Below are 16,963 nucleotides of genomic sequence, written 5' to 3'. Positions count from 1 at the left end.
ACAGGGGCAACGCTAATAGACCACTAACAATTCAAGGAAAGGCCAACGCCCCAGGCAAACAGACAACAACCGCCAAGCAGGCCACTACCAATTCAAGAAAAGGCCAACGCCCTAAGAACACGGACAAAAGCGCCGCGCAGGCAAAGAAATCAAACCCTGAGCACATCCCCAAACCCACCAACCCGAGCCCCCAAATGCCGAATCGCATCGGCAACCCTTGGCGACAACAGCGCCTGGAGCTCCTCGGCGTGCCGATAATCCCTCATCCCATGACTCAAAACCCGATCACCAGCAAACGCCGGATGACAATAAATCTCCCCCACCCCATGTGGCAAATCGGCAAGCGCAGCAAGCCACGCAACCTCATCCATCCGCCCACTATTAGCAATCCCAACAACATAATCGTTGTGCACGATCCCAGCCCGATCCAACCTCGCCCGCACCCATGAAATCCACGGCCGCAACCATAGCGGCGCACCAACCTCGAACGGCAAACGCATCGCCCGCATCCCGTACTCGCGGCCAATCTCCAGAATCAACCCAAGCACCGTCGGATGCAAATGAAAATGCTTGTGCGTGTTGACGTGATCGAGCGTCAACCCCGTGCTCGCAAAAGCGTCGAACTGCGCGCGAATTTCTCGCGCCAACTGTCTGCGAACGTGCGGCAAAAAGAAAAACCGCACCCCGTCCCGCACCATGTTGTCGCCAAAGCGGCCATGCTCGTCGAGCAACGCGGCAATCCCCGCGCGCGGCGTAACCGCGTCGCCATCGGCCAGCACCAGATGCAGACCGACCCGCAACCCCGGGAGTTCGCGAGCACGCGCCACCGCATCGGCCGCGGCAGGCGCGCCGATCATCAAGCTCGCGGCCGTCAACACGCCGTGCCGGTGCGCCTGCTCGACCGCCAGATTCACCCGGGGATGCAGGCCGAAATCGTCGGCAGTAACGATCAGGCCGCGTGGCTCAGCCGCCATCCGAAGTCTCCATGACATCAATCACACCCAATGCCTTCGCGCGCGTCGTCGATGCGGAGGCCTCAACCGGCACGCGTGCGCCACGCCACACCACATGCGAGCCGAACGCGCCCGCGAGCCATTGCAGTGCCAGCAAGGTATCGCGCAACGGCACGAGCGGCAAGTCGCGCCAGAAAGTACGTTCGTGACGCGCGGAACGCAGATGCATCAGCATGCGCGCAGCAAACCCGGCCGCCGTGCTGGCGCCGCTCACCAGTGCCGCCCACAGATGCACGCCGGCGGACGGTCCGTTCGCGAGACTGCATGTAAGCCACGCGCCGGCCACGAGCCAGGGCGTCGGAAACGTGATGAACAGAAATGCAAAGCCAAGCGTGTTCACCGAGCGGATCGTGCGCAGCCAACGCGTCTCACGCTGCCACAAGGCGGAAAAAGTCGGCTCGATGACATCGGTGGCCACCATCACGCGCGAAAGCACCGTGCTCAGCCCAAGCGCACGCACGTGTTCGGCAAGCCAGTAATCATCCGCGAGGCAGTTTTTCAGCGCGGCGAAACCGCCGATGCGCTCGAGCGTCGCGCGGCGTAAGGCAAGCGTCGCGCCGAAACCGAAGCGGCGCGACCCGGCCGCATGCGCGACCCGCACCGACGGCGCGAACCACTCGTTGATGAACAGCGCGCCGACCCGCGGCCAGAAACCGCCGACGCCTTGCGCCACGTAGAGACAGGTCACCACCCCCACGCGCGGATCGGCGAGCGGCGCCGCTACGGTGTCGAGATAGTCCGCTTCGACGGCGATGTCGCTATCCGCGATCACGATCAGGTCATGGCGCGCCCGCTCCGCCATATTGATCAGATTGCTGACCTTGAGATTGCTGCCGTGCACGCGCGTATCGATCGCGAGCTCGATGTCGTGCATCGGATAGGCGGCCTGCAAACGGCGCACCACGGCGATGGCGGGATCGTCCGGCGAAGAGACACCGAGGACGAGCTGGAAATGCCCGTGGCGCTGGTCGCAGAAGGTTCTGAGATTTTCGTAGAGACGCGGCTCGGCGCCGCACAGCGGCTTGAGCACGCTGACGCCGACATTCGTGAAAGGAGGCAGAGAATGCGAAGCCCGGGCGGCGGCACTGGCGGCAGCCGGGACGCTAGCGACCGTTGCGCGCGCCCCGCGGCGCACCGTGAAGAACGGCATCGCCACCGCTGCCAGCATCGCATAGAGCGAGGCCGAGACGCAGCCGGATAACAGGATCCATTGGCATGCTGTCAATGCGTGCGCCACCATCGCCTGTAGCCGTCAGTGCCCGGCGAGCACGAACGGTTTGCCGGTAAAGCGTAGATGAAGAACGACGAACCAGCGCCGCGGACAGTCCGCCTCAATCAACACCGGCCGGCCGGCGAGCGTGGCGTACTGGCCCTGAATCGCGAGGTCGAAAGCGGCCTGCGCGAATAGGCGCATCACGATGACACCGCTCACGATCAGCGCGAGAGCAAGAGTCTGAAACCCCGTGGAACTGAAGACCTGCTGCGAAACCGGCAGCACCAGCAGTGCCAGTAAAGCGAGCGCTTCGGTACCCATGGCCGTAAGCGAAGCCGCCATTAGATGGGCTCGCAGCATGTCGGTGGTGACTGGCTTCATGGCGTGGTCTCGTGACCTGAAGGAACGCGCGGCATCGTGCAGTGGCGCGATTCGCCGGCACCTGCGCCGGTAAAACGCGCCGACAGAAGCGCCAACCGTACATTCCATCGATGTGCTTACGATTAAGTTGCGATGACCTGACAACATGACGTAGTTCGCGCGCTCATGTCGAGCCACGCGACAGTTACCTGCTGAGGGGCGATAGTAGCGATTCAAGCTGAAGGAAACCTTAAGCAAGAAAGAGGTATAAAGCGTCCAATGAACATGATAGCTACACTTCGGGTGTGTGACTCGGCGCTTGCTTAAAAAAACTGTCACCGCCATGCAATAGACATAAAACGGAATCTCTCCCCCATGCGCGTACTCCTCGTAGAAGACGACGACCTGATCGGCTGCGGTATTGAAGCGGGACTGCGTCAAGCCGGTTTCACGGTCGATTGGGCCCGCGACGGCCACAAGGCCAGTCTCGCCCTCGACACCACCGCCTATGCGCTGGTCCTGCTCGATCTCGGCTTGCCCAGGGTTTCGGGTATGGACCTGCTGAGGCGGCTGCGCGACGCCGGCAAGGACGTGCCGGTGCTCGTGCTGACCGCCAAGGGCACCGTGGTGGACCGCGTCGGCGGCCTCGAAGCAGGCGCCGACGACTACCTCGGCAAGCCCTTCGACCTGACCGAGCTGATTGCCCGGTGCCGGGCCCTGCTGCGCCGCGCGCAGGGGCGCAGCGTCGAGCTGATCCGCTATCAGGATCTGACGGTCAATCCCGCCGCGCAAACCGTCGAAGTCGGCAATACGCGCGTGCCCCTCACCTCGCGCGAATGGGCCATCCTGATGCAGTTGCTGACCAATCAGGGCATTCCCCAGTCGCGCTCGCGCCTCGAAGAGAGTTTGTATGGATGGCAGGAAGAAATCGAAAGTAATGCGATCGAGGTCCATGTGTCCAACCTGCGCAAAAAGCTCGGCGCCAAGCTGATCAGAACCGTACGCAATATCGGCTACGTGGTGGAGAAAGCGTAATGTCGGCATCGATACGCCGCCGTCTGATGATGCTGGTCCTGGCCAGCATCGTGCTGATGTGGGGCATCGCGCTGATCTCGAGCTATCGTCAGGCCACGCGCGAAGTCGGCGAATGGGAAGGAGCGCGCCTCGCGGAGCTCGCGCAAATCCTCGCGCTGCTCGACGAGCGCAATCTGACCACCCTGGCCAATGCGCGCATCGACGTGCGCGAAGAAGAAAAAGGCGGCGAACCCGGCGCGAACGACAGCGACGACGACGATTCCCTGCCGCGCGACGCGCTATTCCAGGTGCGCGGCGCGAACGGCGAGGTGCTGGCGGGCAGCCCGCAATTGCGCGCGCTGCAAGCATGGGATTTACCGGTGCCGCCCGCCAGCGGCGCACAAAACATGACGCTGGGTGGTCAGATGTGGCACACGTTCACCTTGCGCGACACCGCGCTCGGCCACACGGTGCGCGTGTTCGAACCGGCCAATACCCGCAGCGATCTGGTGAGCGGCGTCGCGAGCCGGATCGCCCGCCCTACGCTGCTCGCGCTGCCGGTGCTGGCGCTGCTGGTATGGTTCAGCATCGGCTGGAGCCTTGTGCCGCTCAAGGTCCTCTCCGGCGCCATTCGCGCGCGCGATATCAACCGGCTGGAACCGGTCGATATTGGCCGCGCGCCGACCGAGGTGCGCCCGCTCGTCGACGCGATCAATCTGGTGCTGTCGCGCTTGCGGCACTCTATCGAACGCGAGCGCGCGTTTACCGCCGACGCCGCCCATGAGCTGAAGACGCCGCTCGCCGCCATCAAGGTGCAGGCGCAGGTCGCGCTGGCCGAATCGGATACCGCGTTACAGCGGCTGGCAATGGAACGCGTGGTGCAAGGCGTCGACCGCAGCGCGCGGCTCGCGGAGCAGTTGCTGCTGCTCGCGCGTCTGGATGCGCACGAAACGCTCGCCACATCGCCACTCAGACCCGCGACCGTGGCGAAAGACGCGCTGCTTGCCAACGAACCCAATGCGCAGCAAAAGGACATTCGCGTGGCGCTCACCGGCGACATGCGCGCAGAGATCAATGCGGAGCCCGTGCTGATGGGTATCCTGCTCGACAATCTGCTCGATAACGCGATCAAATATGGCCGCACCGGCGGCAGCATCGAGGTCGCGGTGCAGTATGACGCGGGCCGGGTGCAGCTCACCGTGCGCGACGACGGCCCCGGCGTCGCGCCTAGCGACCTCGCGCGCCTCACAAACCGGTTTTTCCGCGCGACCGGCAATCAGGCCACCGGCAGCGGGCTGGGCCTGTCGATCGTCGCGAGGATCGCCGAGCATTTCGGTGCGAACCTGCATCTCGGCACAGGGATCGGCGAGCGCGGTCTGGCGGTGGAAGTGTCGTTTCCCGCTTATGCGGGAGCGGAAGAATGAAGGTGTTGTACTAGCGCTGGCTGGCTTCGCCCACGACCGTCCGCCCTGCTGATTCCGCCCGCTTCGGCTCGCGATTGCCCGACTCGGCAAATTGCCACGCAATGAGTCCGGGCACGAAGACCAGCAGATCGCGAATGCGCCTCGCGCCGGCGAGCGCGAGGCAGATGGAAGGATCGAGACCCAGCGCGCCGCCGATCAGAATGAAACCGCCCTCCTGCACGCCCAGACCGCCCGGCACAAAGAACGCCGCACTGCTGATCGCCTGGATCAGCGATTCGATCACCACCGCCTCGACCAGCGTGACGTGCACGCCGAGAAAGTACAGCGCGAGCCAGATTTCGAGCGACGTCAGGAAGCACTGCAGCGGTTGCCAGAAGAACAGATAGCGCAGCACCACGCCGCGCCGGCGCCAGATCAGCTTGATGGCCTGGTCGATCTGAGCGGATTGTCCGACGAGCGCGGCAAGCTTGCCGCTCGTCATCCGATTGAGCGCGCGTGTGATGCGCTCGAACGGGCTGGCATGCTGCACGAGTGCGAACAGCACCAGCAGCGGCGTGAGCACCACCACGCCCCACGCCAGTTGCCCGGCGAGCCGCAGCGTGTCGGAGTGCGCATGCGCGAACAGAAAACCGATGCCGACCATCGTGAACAGCAACTGGCTGATCACCGTGAGCTGCATATCGACGATGATGCTGCCGACCGCCGTAGACGGCCGCACGCCCCAGCGCTTGAGCATCCGGAACGACACCACCTCGCCGCCGATACGCGCCACCGGCAACATGCAATTGACGGATTCGCGCACCCAGACCAGATGCAGCATGTTGGCAATGCTGGGCCGGTTCGCGCCGCGAATCAGCGAGCGCCAGTCGCAGGCATTGGCGAGCATCGGCAGCACGTGCGCGATCGCCGCGAGAACGAGGCCGGCGCCCGCCGCGCGCAGTGCACCAAGCACGGCGCCGGGATTGTCCTGCCAGACCAGCCACAGTGACACCAGCAAGCCGGCAAGCGCGGCGAGGCGGCCGAGATGCTTCATCATGGGGCCACCCTTCGCGCGTGCTTCCGGCACGCTGCATCGTCCTCGCAACTCCCTTCCAGATACCCGCGCTTCATTGCTTACCCAGCCTGCTGTTCATCCGTCATTCCGTCCTGCGCCGCCGACAACAGGCCGTCGCCATCCACCTTGAAACTGAAACCGCGCCAGATCACGCGCGAGGACCAGAAGCTCGCCACGAAAATCGAAAACGATACGATATCCCATAACGGCAACAGCCACAGGTCGCGATGCGCCTGCCGCAACGCGCGGTCGGACAGCAGTTTCAAAACGAGTCGGGCGCAGACGGCGACCAGCGCAAGCGACCACGCCCACCATGCGCCACCCGAGAACGCGGTGGCGAGCAACGCAAAGGCGAGCGGAAAAATCAGCACCGAGCCGAGGTGGCCAAGCGGATCGATGCTGCGAATCGTGCGGCTCCAGCGCAGTTCATGCGCGATCAGTTTCGTCGCGCTGTTTTCAACGCAGGCATGCGAGATCGTGAACGGCGGAATCACCACTTTCTCGCCGATCATGCGCACGGCCTCGCCGATCGCGTGATCCTCGGCCAGGTGCTGCACGAACGGCGTGAAGCCACCAATTTTTTCCAGCGTGTCGCGTCGCATCGCGATGCTCTGTCCAAAGCAAGGGCGTGCGAGACCGAGCGCAAGCCCCGTCACCACGCCGGGCAGGAACTGGTAGTTGGTGGCCTTGGCCGACAATCGCGGCCAGAAACCGGGATCGGGCGCACCGCGATACACGCAGGTGACGAGACCGACGCCAGGCTTCTGCAATTCGCCGACTACATTGCGCAGATAATCCGGACCGACGCTCACGTCGCTGTCGGCGAATACCAGCACGTCGTGCCGGGCCTGCGGCAGCATATTGAGGATGTTGCTGATCTTGCGGTTCGGGCCGTACAGACGCGCATCGGCGACCACGGTGATGTCCGCTTCCGGATGCAGCCGCCGCAGATCCTCGACGGCTTGCAACGCGGGGTCGGCCGAATCATGCACGCCGAACAGGAATTGCACGGGGCCCGGATAGTCCTGCTGACAGAAGCTCGAGAGATTAGTGAGCAACGCCCACTCGTTGCCGTGCAGCGGTTTGACAATCGTGACCGGCGGAAAGCTGGTCGGCTCGGACACCGCTCTCGCGAAGAACCGGCCGATCAGGGCACCCGCCAACACCGTGTAGGCGATGCCGAAAACCGCCCCCGCCGCACACGCATAGGCCAGCGTGACGGCGAGCAGATGCACGGCGCTCACGCCTCGTGGGCGCGCAGGAAGCGGAAGAATTCGACGCCTTCACGCAGGCGCCGTTTCATCATGTCCCAGCTCGTGAGCATCTCGCGCAGAATTTCCCAGATCTTCGACGGACGGAAATAGAAGCGCTTATAGAAGTTTTCGAGCTGGTGGTAGATCTCGTCACGCGACAGATGCGGATAGCCGATCGCCGCGAGCTGCACCCCCGACTTGCTGACGAGGTTGATGACCTTGTTCTCTTCCAGCCAACCGTTCTCGACCGCCTGGTTGTAAAGCGTCGTGCCGGGATACGGAGCGGCAAGCGACACCTGGATCGTATGCGGATTGATTTCCTTCGCATACTCGATGGTCTTCTGGATCGTGTCCTGCGTCTCGCCAGGCAGGCCGAGAATGAAGGTGCCGTGAATCTTGATGCCGAGCTTGCGGCAATCTTCGCTGAAGCGGCGCGCAATGTCGGTGCGCAGGCCCTTCTTGATGTTCAGCAGAATCTGGTCGTCGCCCGATTCATAGCCGACCAGCAGCAGGCGCAGGCCATTTTCCTTCATGATCTTCAGCGTCGCGTACGGCACGTTCGCCTTCGCGTTGCAGGACCACGTCACACCCAGTTTGCCGAGACCGCGGGCGATTTCCTCGACGCGCGGCTTGAAGTCGGTGAAGGTGTCGTCGTCGAACATGATCTCCTTGACTTCAGGCATGTTGTCGCGAATCCACTTCACTTCTTCCAGCACGTTCTCGGTCGAACGCGTGCGGTAGCGATGCCCGCCCACCGTTTGCGGCCACAGGCAGAACGTGCATTTCGAACGGCAGCCGCGACCCGTGTAAATCGACACGTACGGGTGTTTCAAGTAGCCGATGAAATAGTTGTCGATCTTCAGATCGCGCTTGTAGACGGGCGCCACGAACGGCAGCTCGTCCATGTTCTCCAGGATCGGGCGCGCTTCGTTGTGCTCGATCGAACCGTCTGCCGCGCGATAGCTCAGGCCTTTGATCCCGGCGAACGGCTTGCCTTCAGCGACTTCCTGGCAGGTGAAGTCGAATTCTTCACGGCAGACGAAATCGATCGCCTCGCTCGCGGTCAGCGAATTGTGCGGATCGACCGCGACCTTCGCGCCGACCATGCCGATCAGCACCGAAGGCTTGCGCTTCTTCAGGTCTTCGGCGAACAGGGCGTCGGTGGGAAAGGACGGTGTGCTGGTGTGGATCACCACCAGGTCATATTGCTGTGCTATGTCGAGCGATGCGTCGACGGACAGGCCGTCGGCGGGGGCGTCGAGTACGCGGCTATCGGGGACGAGCGCGGCGGGCTGCGCGAGCCACGTCGGATACCAGAACGAGCGCACTTCACGCTTGGCCTGATAGCGCGAACCCGCGCCACCATCGAAGCCGTCGTACGACGGCGCTTGCAAGAAGAGGGTTTTCATTAATGCTCCAGCAAGCCTTTGATCGGCGCTTTCAGTTTTCTGTCGGAAAACTATCGGAACTATTGCCCGTGGGGATGCGCGCGGGCACAGCGAATCGCGCAAATACTACGGAGCAAAGCTGAAGGAAACCTTAAGAAAAATACTCCCGGCCCACATTGTTCTAAGTGGTTCATACCGGGCTCCGCCCCGCATGCGCTTTCGTATTTTATAGGCGAAACACATTAATTGCAGTGCCGCTGTCTGTCAGCGCGAAACATGTCTCACCCAGTCGAGCCAGCCGAGGACGAAAAATGAGCGGCCCACATCCGCCATAGCGGCCGATCTGCTTTGATTGTGAGTTTTTATTGGTTCAGTTCAGCATGCGCATTGACTACATTGACCGGTCACAACTAAACGACCATCACAGGACCAGTCAATGAAAATCCCGCGGGGCACGGCGCGCTTTTCGCTTTCTTCGATTTCCTCACACCCGCAGCATGCGAAACGTCTGCAAGCCGGCCTGAGCGCGTTGCTGATCGCGGCAACGGCCGCGCTCGCCCTCCTTGCACCGGGTATCGCACGCGCCGCGCCGCCTGCCGAACTGAAACTCGACTACGCCTACTATTCACCGGAAAGCCTCGTCATCAAGCGCAATGGCTGGCTTGAGCAGGAACTCGCGCCACAGCACACTCAGGTCAAATGGGTGCTGAGCCTCGGCAGCAATCGCGCGCTCGAATATCTGAACAGCGGCGCGATCGACATTGGTTCGACGGCGGGTCTGGCCGCCGTGCTCGCCAAAGCCAACGGCAATCCGATTCGCGCCGTGTATGTTTTCTCGCGTCCCGAATGGACCGCGCTCGTGGTACGCAAGGACTCGCCGATCAAAACCCTCGCGGACCTGAAGGGCAAGAAGATCGCCGCCACCAAGGGCACGGACCCGTTCCTCTTCACCTTACGCGCACTGCATACCGCAGGCCTCTCGCGCGACGACGTGGAGATCGTCAACCTTCAGCACCCGGACGGGCGCACCGCACTCGCCAACGGCCAGGTGGACGCCTGGGCCGGCCTCGACCCGCACATGGCCGCCGCGCAAATCGACGACGGCGCGAAGCTGCTGTATCGCAACGTCGACTTCAATACGTGGGGCTTGCTCGACGCCCGCGAGGATTTCATTCGCGACCATCCCGAGACGCTCGCGCAGGTGCTCAAGGTGTACGAGAAAGCGCGCCTGTGGATCGCCGCGCATCCAGAGGAAACCGCGAAGATCATCTCGGAAGAATCGAAGCTGTCGCTGCCGGTCGCCAGACTGCAACTGAGCCGCAACGATTTCGGCCATCCGCAGCCGGGCACGCAGCAACTTGCCGCACTCAAAGCGGCCGCGCCGATTCTCGCGCAGGAGCAACTGGTGAAACCGGGCACGGATCTGAATCAGGTCATCGACGCCTTGATCGACGTGAAGACGGCGCAGCCTGTTATCGCCGCGAACAGCGGCCAGTGAGCCGGCGCGCCTCCGACCGACTCCCATGGCTACCGACGAATCGCTCGGACTTCAGCACCGATCGCACACAACGGATGAACGCGCGATGCATCGCGCGCCGCAAGCCGCCGATGCAACGCGCGCCGCGCCGCTGCCGCGCGACCCGCTCAAGCGCTGGCGCATGGCCGGATTGATCCTGCCGCTTGGCTTTCTTGCCATGATCGAAGTGCTGGTGCGTGCTTCGGTGTTGCCGGCGCACCTCGTGCCGGCGCCGAGCACGATTGCTGAAACGCTGTGGCAACTGGGTGGCGAGCGTCTCACCCGCCACATCGGCGCCAGCTCGATGCGCGTACTCGTGGGTTTCGGCATCGGCTCCGCACTCGCCCTTCTGCTCGGTGCGGCAATGGGCTTGAGCCGCCGCCTCGACGCACTTCTGGACCCTGCGTTTCAGGCACTGCGCGCGATTCCGTCGCTCGCCTGGGTGCCGATTCTGCTGCTGTGGATGGGCATTGACGAAGCGCCGAAAATCACGCTCGTTGCCATCGGCGCGTTTTTTCCGGTGCAATTGAGCGTCGTGGCCGGCATTCGTGGCGTCGACAGGACACTGATCGAACTCGGCGAAGTCAACCGATTGAGTCCGCGGGCGCTATTCACGCGCATCCTGTTGCCCGCATCATTGCCGCAGATCTTCACCGGACTGCGCACGGGCTTGAGTCTCGCGTGGATGTTCATGGTCGCCGCCGAACTGATCGCCGCCACCCGCGGCCTCGGCTATCTGCTGAGCGATGGCCGGGAAACCGGCCGGCCCGATCTCGTGTTCGGCGCAATTCTGCTGCTCGCCCTGCTCGGCAAGCTCAGCGACAGCATCCTTAAAACGATCGAAGCGCGCGTGCTGTCATGGCGCGATACGGCGAACGACCCGTCTTCCTGGCGAGGTGCGCGTTGAACGCAGCAGATCTTTCAAGTCGGCCGCCGCTGCTCCAGGTTCGTGCCGTGAGCAAGCGCTACGAAGCACGCGCAGTGCTTGAACGCGTGACGTTCGGTATCGGGCGCGGGGAGATCGTCAGTCTGGTCGGCCCTAGCGGGTGCGGCAAGAGCACGCTGCTGCGCGTGCTGGTCGGCCTCGATCGCGACTTCGAGGGGGAGATTTTGCTCGACGGGCTGGCGCAACACGGCCCGTCGCCGCGCCTTGGCGTGATCTTTCAGGAGCCTCGCCTGCTGCCATGGCTGAGCGTGGCGGACAACATCGCGTTTTCCGCCGGTCCACGGCGAGGCGCGGACCCGCGTGTGGGCCAACTGCTCGATGAGGTCGGTCTGGCCGGCACCGGCGCGGCATTGCCCAAGCAGCTTTCGGGTGGCATGGCGCAACGCGTGGCGCTCGCGCGCGGCCTCTTCTCCCAGCCCGACCTGTTGCTGCTCGACGAGCCGTTCAGCGCCGTCGACGCGATGACCCGCATGCGCCTGCAGGACCTCTTGCTGTCGCTAACGCGCGCGCACGGCTCGGCGGCGCTGATCGTCACGCATGATCTGGATGAGGCGCTGTATCTGTCCGATCGCGTCCTGCTGCTCAACACTGAGGGACAGCGTGGCGCCGGACGGCTGGTGTGCGACATCGACGTTGCCGCACCGTATCCGCGTGACCGGCGCGACACGGCGCTCGCCGGCGTGCGAAACGAATTGCTCGATGGGATGGGTGAGGCGCGAAACGCCTACGCGTAACCCGACTCGCGTTTTGCGTTAGAAGCGCGAGCGAATCGCGCCTGGACGCGAAAAACCACTGCCGGTCCGCCCGCCTGCGCGTGCGGACCGGTCACTGCTTTTACACCGGCTTGATGTCCGCCGCCTGCTTGCCCTTCGGTCCCTGCTTGATTTCGAAGCTGACCTTCTGGTTTTCCTGCAGCGATTTGAACCCTTCGCTGCGAATTTCCGAGAAATGGGCAAACAGATCCTCCCCACCGTCGTCCGGTGTGATAAAGCCAAAGCCCTTTGCGTCATTGAACCACTTCACTGTACCGGTTGGCATGTCGATTCCTCGTTTGCACCTTGGTTGATTGGGTTGCATTCACCGGCTCCCGCCGGTTCGTGCTACTGCTGCTTGACTTTACGCCTGTTTGCGCGGCACCGCTCAGGTAGCCCTCAGGTACCCGTTTCTGCGCCGCGGCAACCGGAGTAGCAAAGCCCGTGCCGCCCGCCGCCCGTGGGCTCAGCGCCGATGCGATCGCGCGCAATCAGATAAGATGATTGGTATCGGCAGTCCATCCTTGGCCGCGCAGGGTCAGCCCAATGCATCACGACCGCGCGAGCTATCGTTCTCCCCACTTACAGGAACCCAGCATGGCCACCTCGAGCTATACCGACACCCGTCTTCTGATCAACGGCGAGTGGTGCGACGCCGCCAGCGGCAAAACCCTCGACGTCATCAACCCCGCCACCGGCAAAGCTATCGGCAAGGTGGCTCACGCCGGTATCGCCGATCTGGATCGCGCGCTGGCCGCCGCGCAGCGCGGCTTCGAAGCCTGGCGCAAGATCCCGGCCAACGAACGCGCCACCACCATGCGCAAGGCCGCGGCCCTGGTGCGCGAGCGCGCTTCCGACATCGCCCGCCTGATGACGCAGGAACAGGGCAAGCCGTTCGCCGAGGCGCGCGTCGAAGTGCTGTCCGCGGCGGACATCATCGAGTGGTTCGCCGACGAAGGCCGCCGCGTCTACGGCCGGGTCGTGCCGCCGCGCAATCTGGCGGTGCAGCAAACCGTGCTCAAGGAGCCGATCGGCCCGGTGGCGGCCTTCACGCCGTGGAATTTCCCGGTCAATCAGGTCGTGCGCAAGCTGAGCGCGGCGCTCGCGTGCGGCTGCTCGTTCCTCGTCAAGGCGCCGGAAGAAACCCCGGCGTCGCCGGCGGCGTTGCTGCAGGCGTTCGTCGAAGCCGGCGTGCCGGCCGGTACGGTCGGCCTCGTGTTCGGCGATCCGGCGGAGATTTCCAGCTACCTGATTCCGCATCCGGTGATCCGCAAGGTCACGTTCACCGGCTCGACGCCGGTCGGCAAGCAACTGGCCGCGCTGGCCGGCACGCACATGAAGCGCGCGACGATGGAGCTGGGCGGTCATGCGCCTGTGATCGTGGCCGAAGACGCCGACGTGGCGCTGGCCATCAAGGCCGCGGGTGCCGCGAAGTTCCGCAATGCCGGCCAGGTCTGCATCTCGCCGACGCGCTTTCTGGTGCACAACAGCATCCGCGAAGAATTCGCCGCGGCGCTCGTCAAGCATGCTGAAGGTCTCAAGCTCGGCGACGGTCTGGCGGAAGGCACCACCATCGGACCGCTCGCCAATGCGCGCCGTCTGACCGCGATGAGCAAGGTGCTCGACGACGCGCGCAAGACCGGCGCAAAGATCGAGACGGGCGGCGAACGCGTGGGCTCGGAAGGCAACTTCTTCGCGCCGACCGTGCTGACCAACGTGTCGCTCGAATCGGACGTGTTCAACAACGAGCCGTTCGGCCCGATCGCCGCGATCCGCGGTTTCGACACGCTCGAAGAAGCGATCGCCGAGGCGAACCGTCTGCCGTTTGGTCTCGCGGGTTATGCGTTCACGAAGTCGTTCCGCAACGTGCATCTGCTGTCGCAACAGATGGAAGTCGGCATGCTGTGGATCAACCAGCCTGCCACGCCCTGGCCGGAAATGCCGTTTGGCGGCGTGAAGGATTCGGGCTATGGGTCGGAAGGCGGTCCGGAGGCGATGGAAGGTTATCTGGTTACCAAGGCGGTTTCGGTGACGGCGGCTTAAAACGCCGAAGGCCGTCATCAGGCTTTCAGGGCGAGGTTTCTGACTTCGCCCGCCTGATTGATTGCTGTGCCAGGTCCGCGAGCGCTCGTTCGCGGACTTTTTTGTTTATTGCAACTTCCCTCACGTCATGCAACCCACACTGATCGGACAAGCCGTCGAACTCAGGCCACTTCAACAGGAACACGCCCAGGCACTGCTCGACGCAGCCGTGGACGGGCAATTGTGGAATATGAAGCTGACTGTCGTGCCGGGTCCTGAAACCATCGGCAGCTATATCGCGACCGCGCTCGACGGGCGCGCGGCCGGCACGGTGATGCCGTTTGTGATCGTGAGGCGCGACACCGGGGCGATTGTCGGCAGCACGCGGTTCTGGAAGATCGATCGGATGAACCGGAAGCTGGAAATCGGCCACACGTGGCTGGGCGAATCGGTACAGCGCTCGGCGGTGAACACCGAGGCCAAGTACCTTCTGCTGAGTCAAGCGTTCGAAGCGATGCAGTGCGTGCGCGTGCAGTTCACTACCGACGAGCTCAACGAGAAATCAAGAGCGGCGATTCTGCGGATCGGCGCGAAACAGGAAGGGATTGTCCGGCACGAGCGGATCATGCCGGATGGGCGCAAGCGCAATTCGGTGCGCTTTAGCATCATCGATGAAGAGTGGGCGGAGCTTAAGGCGATGTTGGAGAGGAAGCTGGGGCGGTGAAGCCCCACCTCCACGTCACGTGACTCGCCCCACTTCTTCGCGTTCAGACGCAAACCAGCCGCCCCACCCCTTCAAACGTGCACGTCCCGCTCACTAAGCGGCTGCGGTGGCGTCGTCGCTGCCGCAAACTCCTCGCGCAACGCATCGCGCGTATGATGCCGGCGCACCCAAAGCGCGGTCAGAATCGGCACCAGAATCGCGGTCACGAGACACGCCGTCGCGACCATCGCCGTCGCAGCCGGCACCAGCGGCTTGAAGCGCGGAATCATCTCGCCGATGATCGCCGGATTCGCCACCGCGGCCCCCGCCGTCGACGAAGCCGCCAACCCCGCCGCCCCATTTCCGCCCGCGATCCACCGATCCGCGAGGATCAGCGGAATGCCCGTCACGACGATCACCCCAAGGCCCAGCACGATGCCCGGCAAGCCGCTCGTGACGATCACATTCAGGTCGATACCGTTACCGAGCGCGAAGCCGAAAAAAGGAATCAGCGGATGCACGCAGCGGCCAAAGAACTCGCGCAACTCGCTGTCCAGGTTACCCAGCGCGAAGCCGATCAGGAACGGCAGCACCGCGCCGACGAACAGCCGCGGTTCGAAGAACGCGACGCCGGTCGCGCCGAGGATGATCATGCTGACGAGCGGCCCCGATTCGATCGACATCAGGACGAACGCGCCCGCCTCCTCCTTGGAGCCGTATTGCTGCATCACGGCCGCATAGAGACCGCCGTTGGTCATGTCCATCGACGTCGTGATCGCGAGCACCGAGAGGCCCGCGAACAGGCCCGCCTTGACGCCGTCGATCGGAATGAAGTGCGAAGCAACGATCGTTGCAATCCACGCCACCACCATTTTGGTCACGAGCAGCGTGCCCGACTTGCGCAGTACCGTGCCGGTCGCCCGCAGGTCGATCGTCGCGCCCATGCAGAAGAACCACACCGCCAGAATCGGCACGGTGCCGGTAATCAATCCATTGGTGAACGACCCGAGGTACTTCCCTCCGCCCGGCGCAAACGTGTGGACACAGGCGCCGAGCAGCAACGGCACCAGCATCAGGCCGCCTGGAATGCGGTCGATGGCCTTCTTGAGCTTCATGCCTCCTCCATGGACTTTGCGTCCAGTTGTCGGGTGGATCACCCGGGGTGATGTCCCGTTCTTGCGCCGGGCGACTCCCTTTCGGCGCAATATAGCATCGCGATAGGAACAACGTTCCGATTTTGATAGACTTCCTGATCATCGTTTACCCGTGTGTCACCCAGAAGGCTTGCCGCGCTTGATGTGGCAGTGCAATATTTTCGGACCGATGTTCCAGATTTGAAATTCTGCGCTACAGTCAGCAACAGAACGCCGTCGTAAAACGGCACGGCAAGACACCCCATCCGACCGGAGGCAAGAGCAATGGAAGTGAGACAGAGCATCAACAGCGAGCACGCGAAGACCCTGGATACCGCCGGACTGCGCAAGCAGTTCCTCGTCGAAGACGTGTTCGAACGCGACGCGCTGCGCCTCACGTACAGCCATATCGATCGCATCATTGTGGGCGGCGTGTGGCCGGCGACGCGCGCGGTCGAGGTGCCTACCTCGCTAGGCAAAGCGATCGGCGTCGGCTATCTGCTGGAGCGTCGCGAGCTTGGCGCGATCAACATCGGCGGCGATGGCTGGGTCGACGTGGACGGCACGCGCTATACGGTGCGCAACGAAGAGGCGATCTACATCGGCAAGGGCAAGCAGGCCGTCGCGTTCGGCAGCGACGACGCGGCGCGCCCCGCCAAGTTCTACCTGAACTGCGCGCCCGCGCATGAGTCGCACCCCACCCGCACGATCTCGCTCGCGCAAGCATCGCCCGAAACGCTCGGCGACCCCGCCACAAGCAATCGCCGCACCATCTACAAGTTCATCGTTCCCGAGGTGCTACCCACCTGCCAGCTCTCGATGGGCATGACGAAGCTCGAACCGGGCAACCTCTGGAACACGATGCCGTGCCACACGCACGAGCGCCGCATGGAGGTGTACTTCTATTTCAACGTCGCCGACGACGCGGCCGTCTTCCACATGATGGGCGAACCGGACGAAACGCGGCACATCCTCGTGCACAACGAGCAGGCCGTGATCTCGCCGAGCTGGTCGATTCACTCTGGCGTCGGCACGCGCGCGTACACGTTCATCTGGGGCATGGTCGGCGAGAACCAGGTGTTCAGCGACATGGATCACATTGCGGTGCGCGATCTGCGTTGAAGGCGAGCAGGCTCCTCCCTCAGCGCTGCACGGGCACCGCAAGCACCGCA

16 protein-coding genes are annotated in these 16,963 nt (G+C 63.4%); 8 read left to right on the top strand and 8 right to left on the bottom strand.

What is annotated here, in order from left to right; translation table 11 throughout:
• Nucleotides 1-149: 149 nt before the first annotated feature.
• The 3 genes from hpnK to M0D67_RS29075 are packed head-to-tail and all read right to left on the bottom strand — an operon-like array spanning nt 150 to nt 2,607.
• The gene (hpnK, locus tag M0D67_RS29085) at nt 150-974 is read right to left on the bottom strand and encodes a hopanoid biosynthesis-associated protein HpnK (protein ID WP_154565652.1); all 825 of its coding nucleotides are present in this window, start codon (nt 972-974) and stop codon (nt 150-152) included.
• Nucleotides 964-2,253, bottom strand: a complete 1,290-nt coding sequence (gene hpnI / locus M0D67_RS29080) for a bacteriohopanetetrol glucosamine biosynthesis glycosyltransferase HpnI (protein ID WP_171929406.1) — start codon at nt 2,251-2,253, stop codon at nt 964-966. The genes hpnK and hpnI (M0D67_RS29080) overlap by 11 nt, the downstream gene beginning before the upstream one ends.
• Nucleotides 2,254-2,265: 12 nt before the next feature.
• The gene (locus tag M0D67_RS29075; RefSeq protein WP_171929407.1) at nt 2,266-2,607 is read right to left on the bottom strand and encodes a hypothetical protein; all 342 of its coding nucleotides are present in this window, start codon (nt 2,605-2,607) and stop codon (nt 2,266-2,268) included.
• A 354-nt stretch (nt 2,608-2,961) separates the two neighbouring features.
• On the opposite strand from M0D67_RS29075, the gene M0D67_RS29070 reads away from it, so the two are divergent.
• Together M0D67_RS29070 and M0D67_RS29065 are read left to right on the top strand one after the other, a co-directional pair.
• Complete coding sequence (locus M0D67_RS29070) at nt 2,962-3,621, top strand: response regulator transcription factor (protein ID WP_154565655.1); 660 nt, start codon at nt 2,962-2,964, stop codon at nt 3,619-3,621.
• Nucleotides 3,621-5,024: an ATP-binding protein gene (locus tag M0D67_RS29065; protein WP_266240649.1), complete on the top strand. Its 1,404-nt coding sequence runs from the start codon at nt 3,621-3,623 to the stop codon at nt 5,022-5,024. The genes M0D67_RS29070 and M0D67_RS29065 overlap by 1 nt, the downstream gene beginning before the upstream one ends.
• 10 nt (nt 5,025-5,034) lie before the next feature.
• Here the strand turns inward: M0D67_RS29065 and M0D67_RS29060 are convergent, their stop codons facing one another.
• From M0D67_RS29060 to hpnJ, 3 genes are all read right to left on the bottom strand, one after another.
• Entirely contained in the window at nt 5,035-6,060 is a 1,026-nt protein-coding gene (locus M0D67_RS29060) for a flippase-like domain-containing protein (RefSeq protein ID WP_266240648.1), read from the bottom strand.
• 77 nt (nt 6,061-6,137) lie between these two features.
• Nucleotides 6,138-7,322: a bacteriohopanetetrol glucosamine biosynthesis glycosyltransferase HpnI gene (gene hpnI, locus M0D67_RS29055; RefSeq protein ID WP_168435923.1), complete on the bottom strand. Its 1,185-nt coding sequence runs from the start codon at nt 7,320-7,322 to the stop codon at nt 6,138-6,140.
• Nucleotides 7,319-8,740, bottom strand: a complete 1,422-nt coding sequence (gene hpnJ / locus M0D67_RS29050) for a hopanoid biosynthesis associated radical SAM protein HpnJ (protein ID WP_266240647.1) — start codon at nt 8,738-8,740, stop codon at nt 7,319-7,321. The genes hpnI (M0D67_RS29055) and hpnJ overlap by 4 nt, the downstream gene beginning before the upstream one ends.
• Before the next feature lie 415 nt (nt 8,741-9,155).
• On the opposite strand from hpnJ, the gene M0D67_RS29045 reads away from it, so the two are divergent.
• The 3 genes from M0D67_RS29045 (at nt 9,156) to M0D67_RS29035 (ending at nt 11,915) form a co-directional block, all read left to right on the top strand.
• The gene (locus M0D67_RS29045) at nt 9,156-10,217 is read left to right on the top strand and encodes an aliphatic sulfonate ABC transporter substrate-binding protein (protein WP_171929410.1); all 1,062 of its coding nucleotides are present in this window, start codon (nt 9,156-9,158) and stop codon (nt 10,215-10,217) included.
• Between the two features lie 85 nt (nt 10,218-10,302).
• Nucleotides 10,303-11,142: an ABC transporter permease gene (locus tag M0D67_RS29040; RefSeq protein ID WP_266240652.1), complete on the top strand. Its 840-nt coding sequence runs from the start codon at nt 10,303-10,305 to the stop codon at nt 11,140-11,142.
• 47 nt (nt 11,143-11,189) lie between these two features.
• The gene (locus M0D67_RS29035; RefSeq protein WP_266240646.1) at nt 11,190-11,915 is read left to right on the top strand and encodes an ABC transporter ATP-binding protein; all 726 of its coding nucleotides are present in this window, start codon (nt 11,190-11,192) and stop codon (nt 11,913-11,915) included.
• A 100-nt stretch (nt 11,916-12,015) separates the two neighbouring features.
• On the opposite strand, the gene M0D67_RS29030 is transcribed toward M0D67_RS29035, so the two are convergent.
• Nucleotides 12,016-12,219 carry a cold-shock protein gene (locus M0D67_RS29030; RefSeq protein ID WP_007181784.1) on the bottom strand — a complete coding sequence of 68 codons (204 nt, stop codon included), beginning with the start codon at nt 12,217-12,219 and terminating at the stop codon, nt 12,016-12,018.
• 311 nt (nt 12,220-12,530) lie between these two features.
• Between M0D67_RS29030 and M0D67_RS29025 the strand changes: the two genes are divergently transcribed.
• Entirely contained in the window at nt 12,531-13,976 is a 1,446-nt protein-coding gene (locus M0D67_RS29025; RefSeq protein ID WP_266240645.1) for an NAD-dependent succinate-semialdehyde dehydrogenase, read from the top strand.
• Between the two features lie 127 nt (nt 13,977-14,103).
• Nucleotides 14,104-14,679: a GNAT family N-acetyltransferase gene (locus M0D67_RS29020; protein WP_171927544.1), complete on the top strand. Its 576-nt coding sequence runs from the start codon at nt 14,104-14,106 to the stop codon at nt 14,677-14,679.
• A 71-nt stretch (nt 14,680-14,750) separates the two neighbouring features.
• Here the strand turns inward: M0D67_RS29020 and kdgT are convergent, their stop codons facing one another.
• Nucleotides 14,751-15,773 (bottom strand): 2-keto-3-deoxygluconate transporter, encoded by a 1,023-nt coding sequence (gene kdgT, locus M0D67_RS29015; protein WP_171927545.1) that lies wholly within the window; start codon nt 15,771-15,773, stop codon nt 14,751-14,753.
• Nucleotides 15,774-16,076: 303 nt separating this feature from the next.
• On the opposite strand from kdgT, the gene kduI reads away from it, so the two are divergent.
• The gene (gene kduI / locus M0D67_RS29010; RefSeq protein ID WP_154567799.1) at nt 16,077-16,913 is read left to right on the top strand and encodes a 5-dehydro-4-deoxy-D-glucuronate isomerase; all 837 of its coding nucleotides are present in this window, start codon (nt 16,077-16,079) and stop codon (nt 16,911-16,913) included.
• Nucleotides 16,914-16,963: the final 50 nt, after the last annotated feature.

It is taken from the genome of Paraburkholderia sp. SECH4, assembly GCF_030511745.1.
Lineage (GTDB): Bacteria > Pseudomonadota > Gammaproteobacteria > Burkholderiales > Burkholderiaceae > Paraburkholderia > Paraburkholderia madseniana.
Note: the sequence above shows the minus strand (reverse complement) of the source record. Positions and strands in the feature narration are given on the sequence as shown.

Excerpts from the sequence above, each read along its gene's own strand:
- hpnK (WP_154565652.1), bottom strand. The coding sequence starts at position 974 with ATGGCGGCTGAGCCACGCGGCCTGATCGTTACTGCCGACGATTTCGGC.
- hpnI (WP_171929406.1), bottom strand. The coding sequence starts at position 2,253 with ATGGTGGCGCACGCATTGACAGCATGCCAATGGATCCTGTTATCCGGC.
- M0D67_RS29075 (WP_171929407.1), bottom strand. The coding sequence starts at position 2,607 with ATGAAGCCAGTCACCACCGACATGCTGCGAGCCCATCTAATGGCGGCT.
- M0D67_RS29070 (WP_154565655.1), top strand. The coding sequence starts at position 2,962 with ATGCGCGTACTCCTCGTAGAAGACGACGACCTGATCGGCTGCGGTATT.
- M0D67_RS29065 (WP_266240649.1), top strand. The coding sequence starts at position 3,621 with ATGTCGGCATCGATACGCCGCCGTCTGATGATGCTGGTCCTGGCCAGC.
- M0D67_RS29060 (WP_266240648.1), bottom strand. The coding sequence starts at position 6,060 with ATGATGAAGCATCTCGGCCGCCTCGCCGCGCTTGCCGGCTTGCTGGTG.
- hpnJ (WP_266240647.1), bottom strand. The coding sequence starts at position 8,740 with ATGAAAACCCTCTTCTTGCAAGCGCCGTCGTACGACGGCTTCGATGGT.
- M0D67_RS29045 (WP_171929410.1), top strand. The coding sequence starts at position 9,156 with ATGAAAATCCCGCGGGGCACGGCGCGCTTTTCGCTTTCTTCGATTTCC.
- M0D67_RS29040 (WP_266240652.1), top strand. The coding sequence starts at position 10,303 with ATGCATCGCGCGCCGCAAGCCGCCGATGCAACGCGCGCCGCGCCGCTG.
- M0D67_RS29030 (WP_007181784.1), bottom strand. The coding sequence starts at position 12,219 with ATGCCAACCGGTACAGTGAAGTGGTTCAATGACGCAAAGGGCTTTGGC.
- M0D67_RS29025 (WP_266240645.1), top strand. The coding sequence starts at position 12,531 with ATGGCCACCTCGAGCTATACCGACACCCGTCTTCTGATCAACGGCGAG.
- M0D67_RS29020 (WP_171927544.1), top strand. The coding sequence starts at position 14,104 with ATGCAACCCACACTGATCGGACAAGCCGTCGAACTCAGGCCACTTCAA.
- kdgT (WP_171927545.1), bottom strand. The coding sequence starts at position 15,773 with ATGAAGCTCAAGAAGGCCATCGACCGCATTCCAGGCGGCCTGATGCTG.
- kduI (WP_154567799.1), top strand. The coding sequence starts at position 16,077 with ATGGAAGTGAGACAGAGCATCAACAGCGAGCACGCGAAGACCCTGGAT.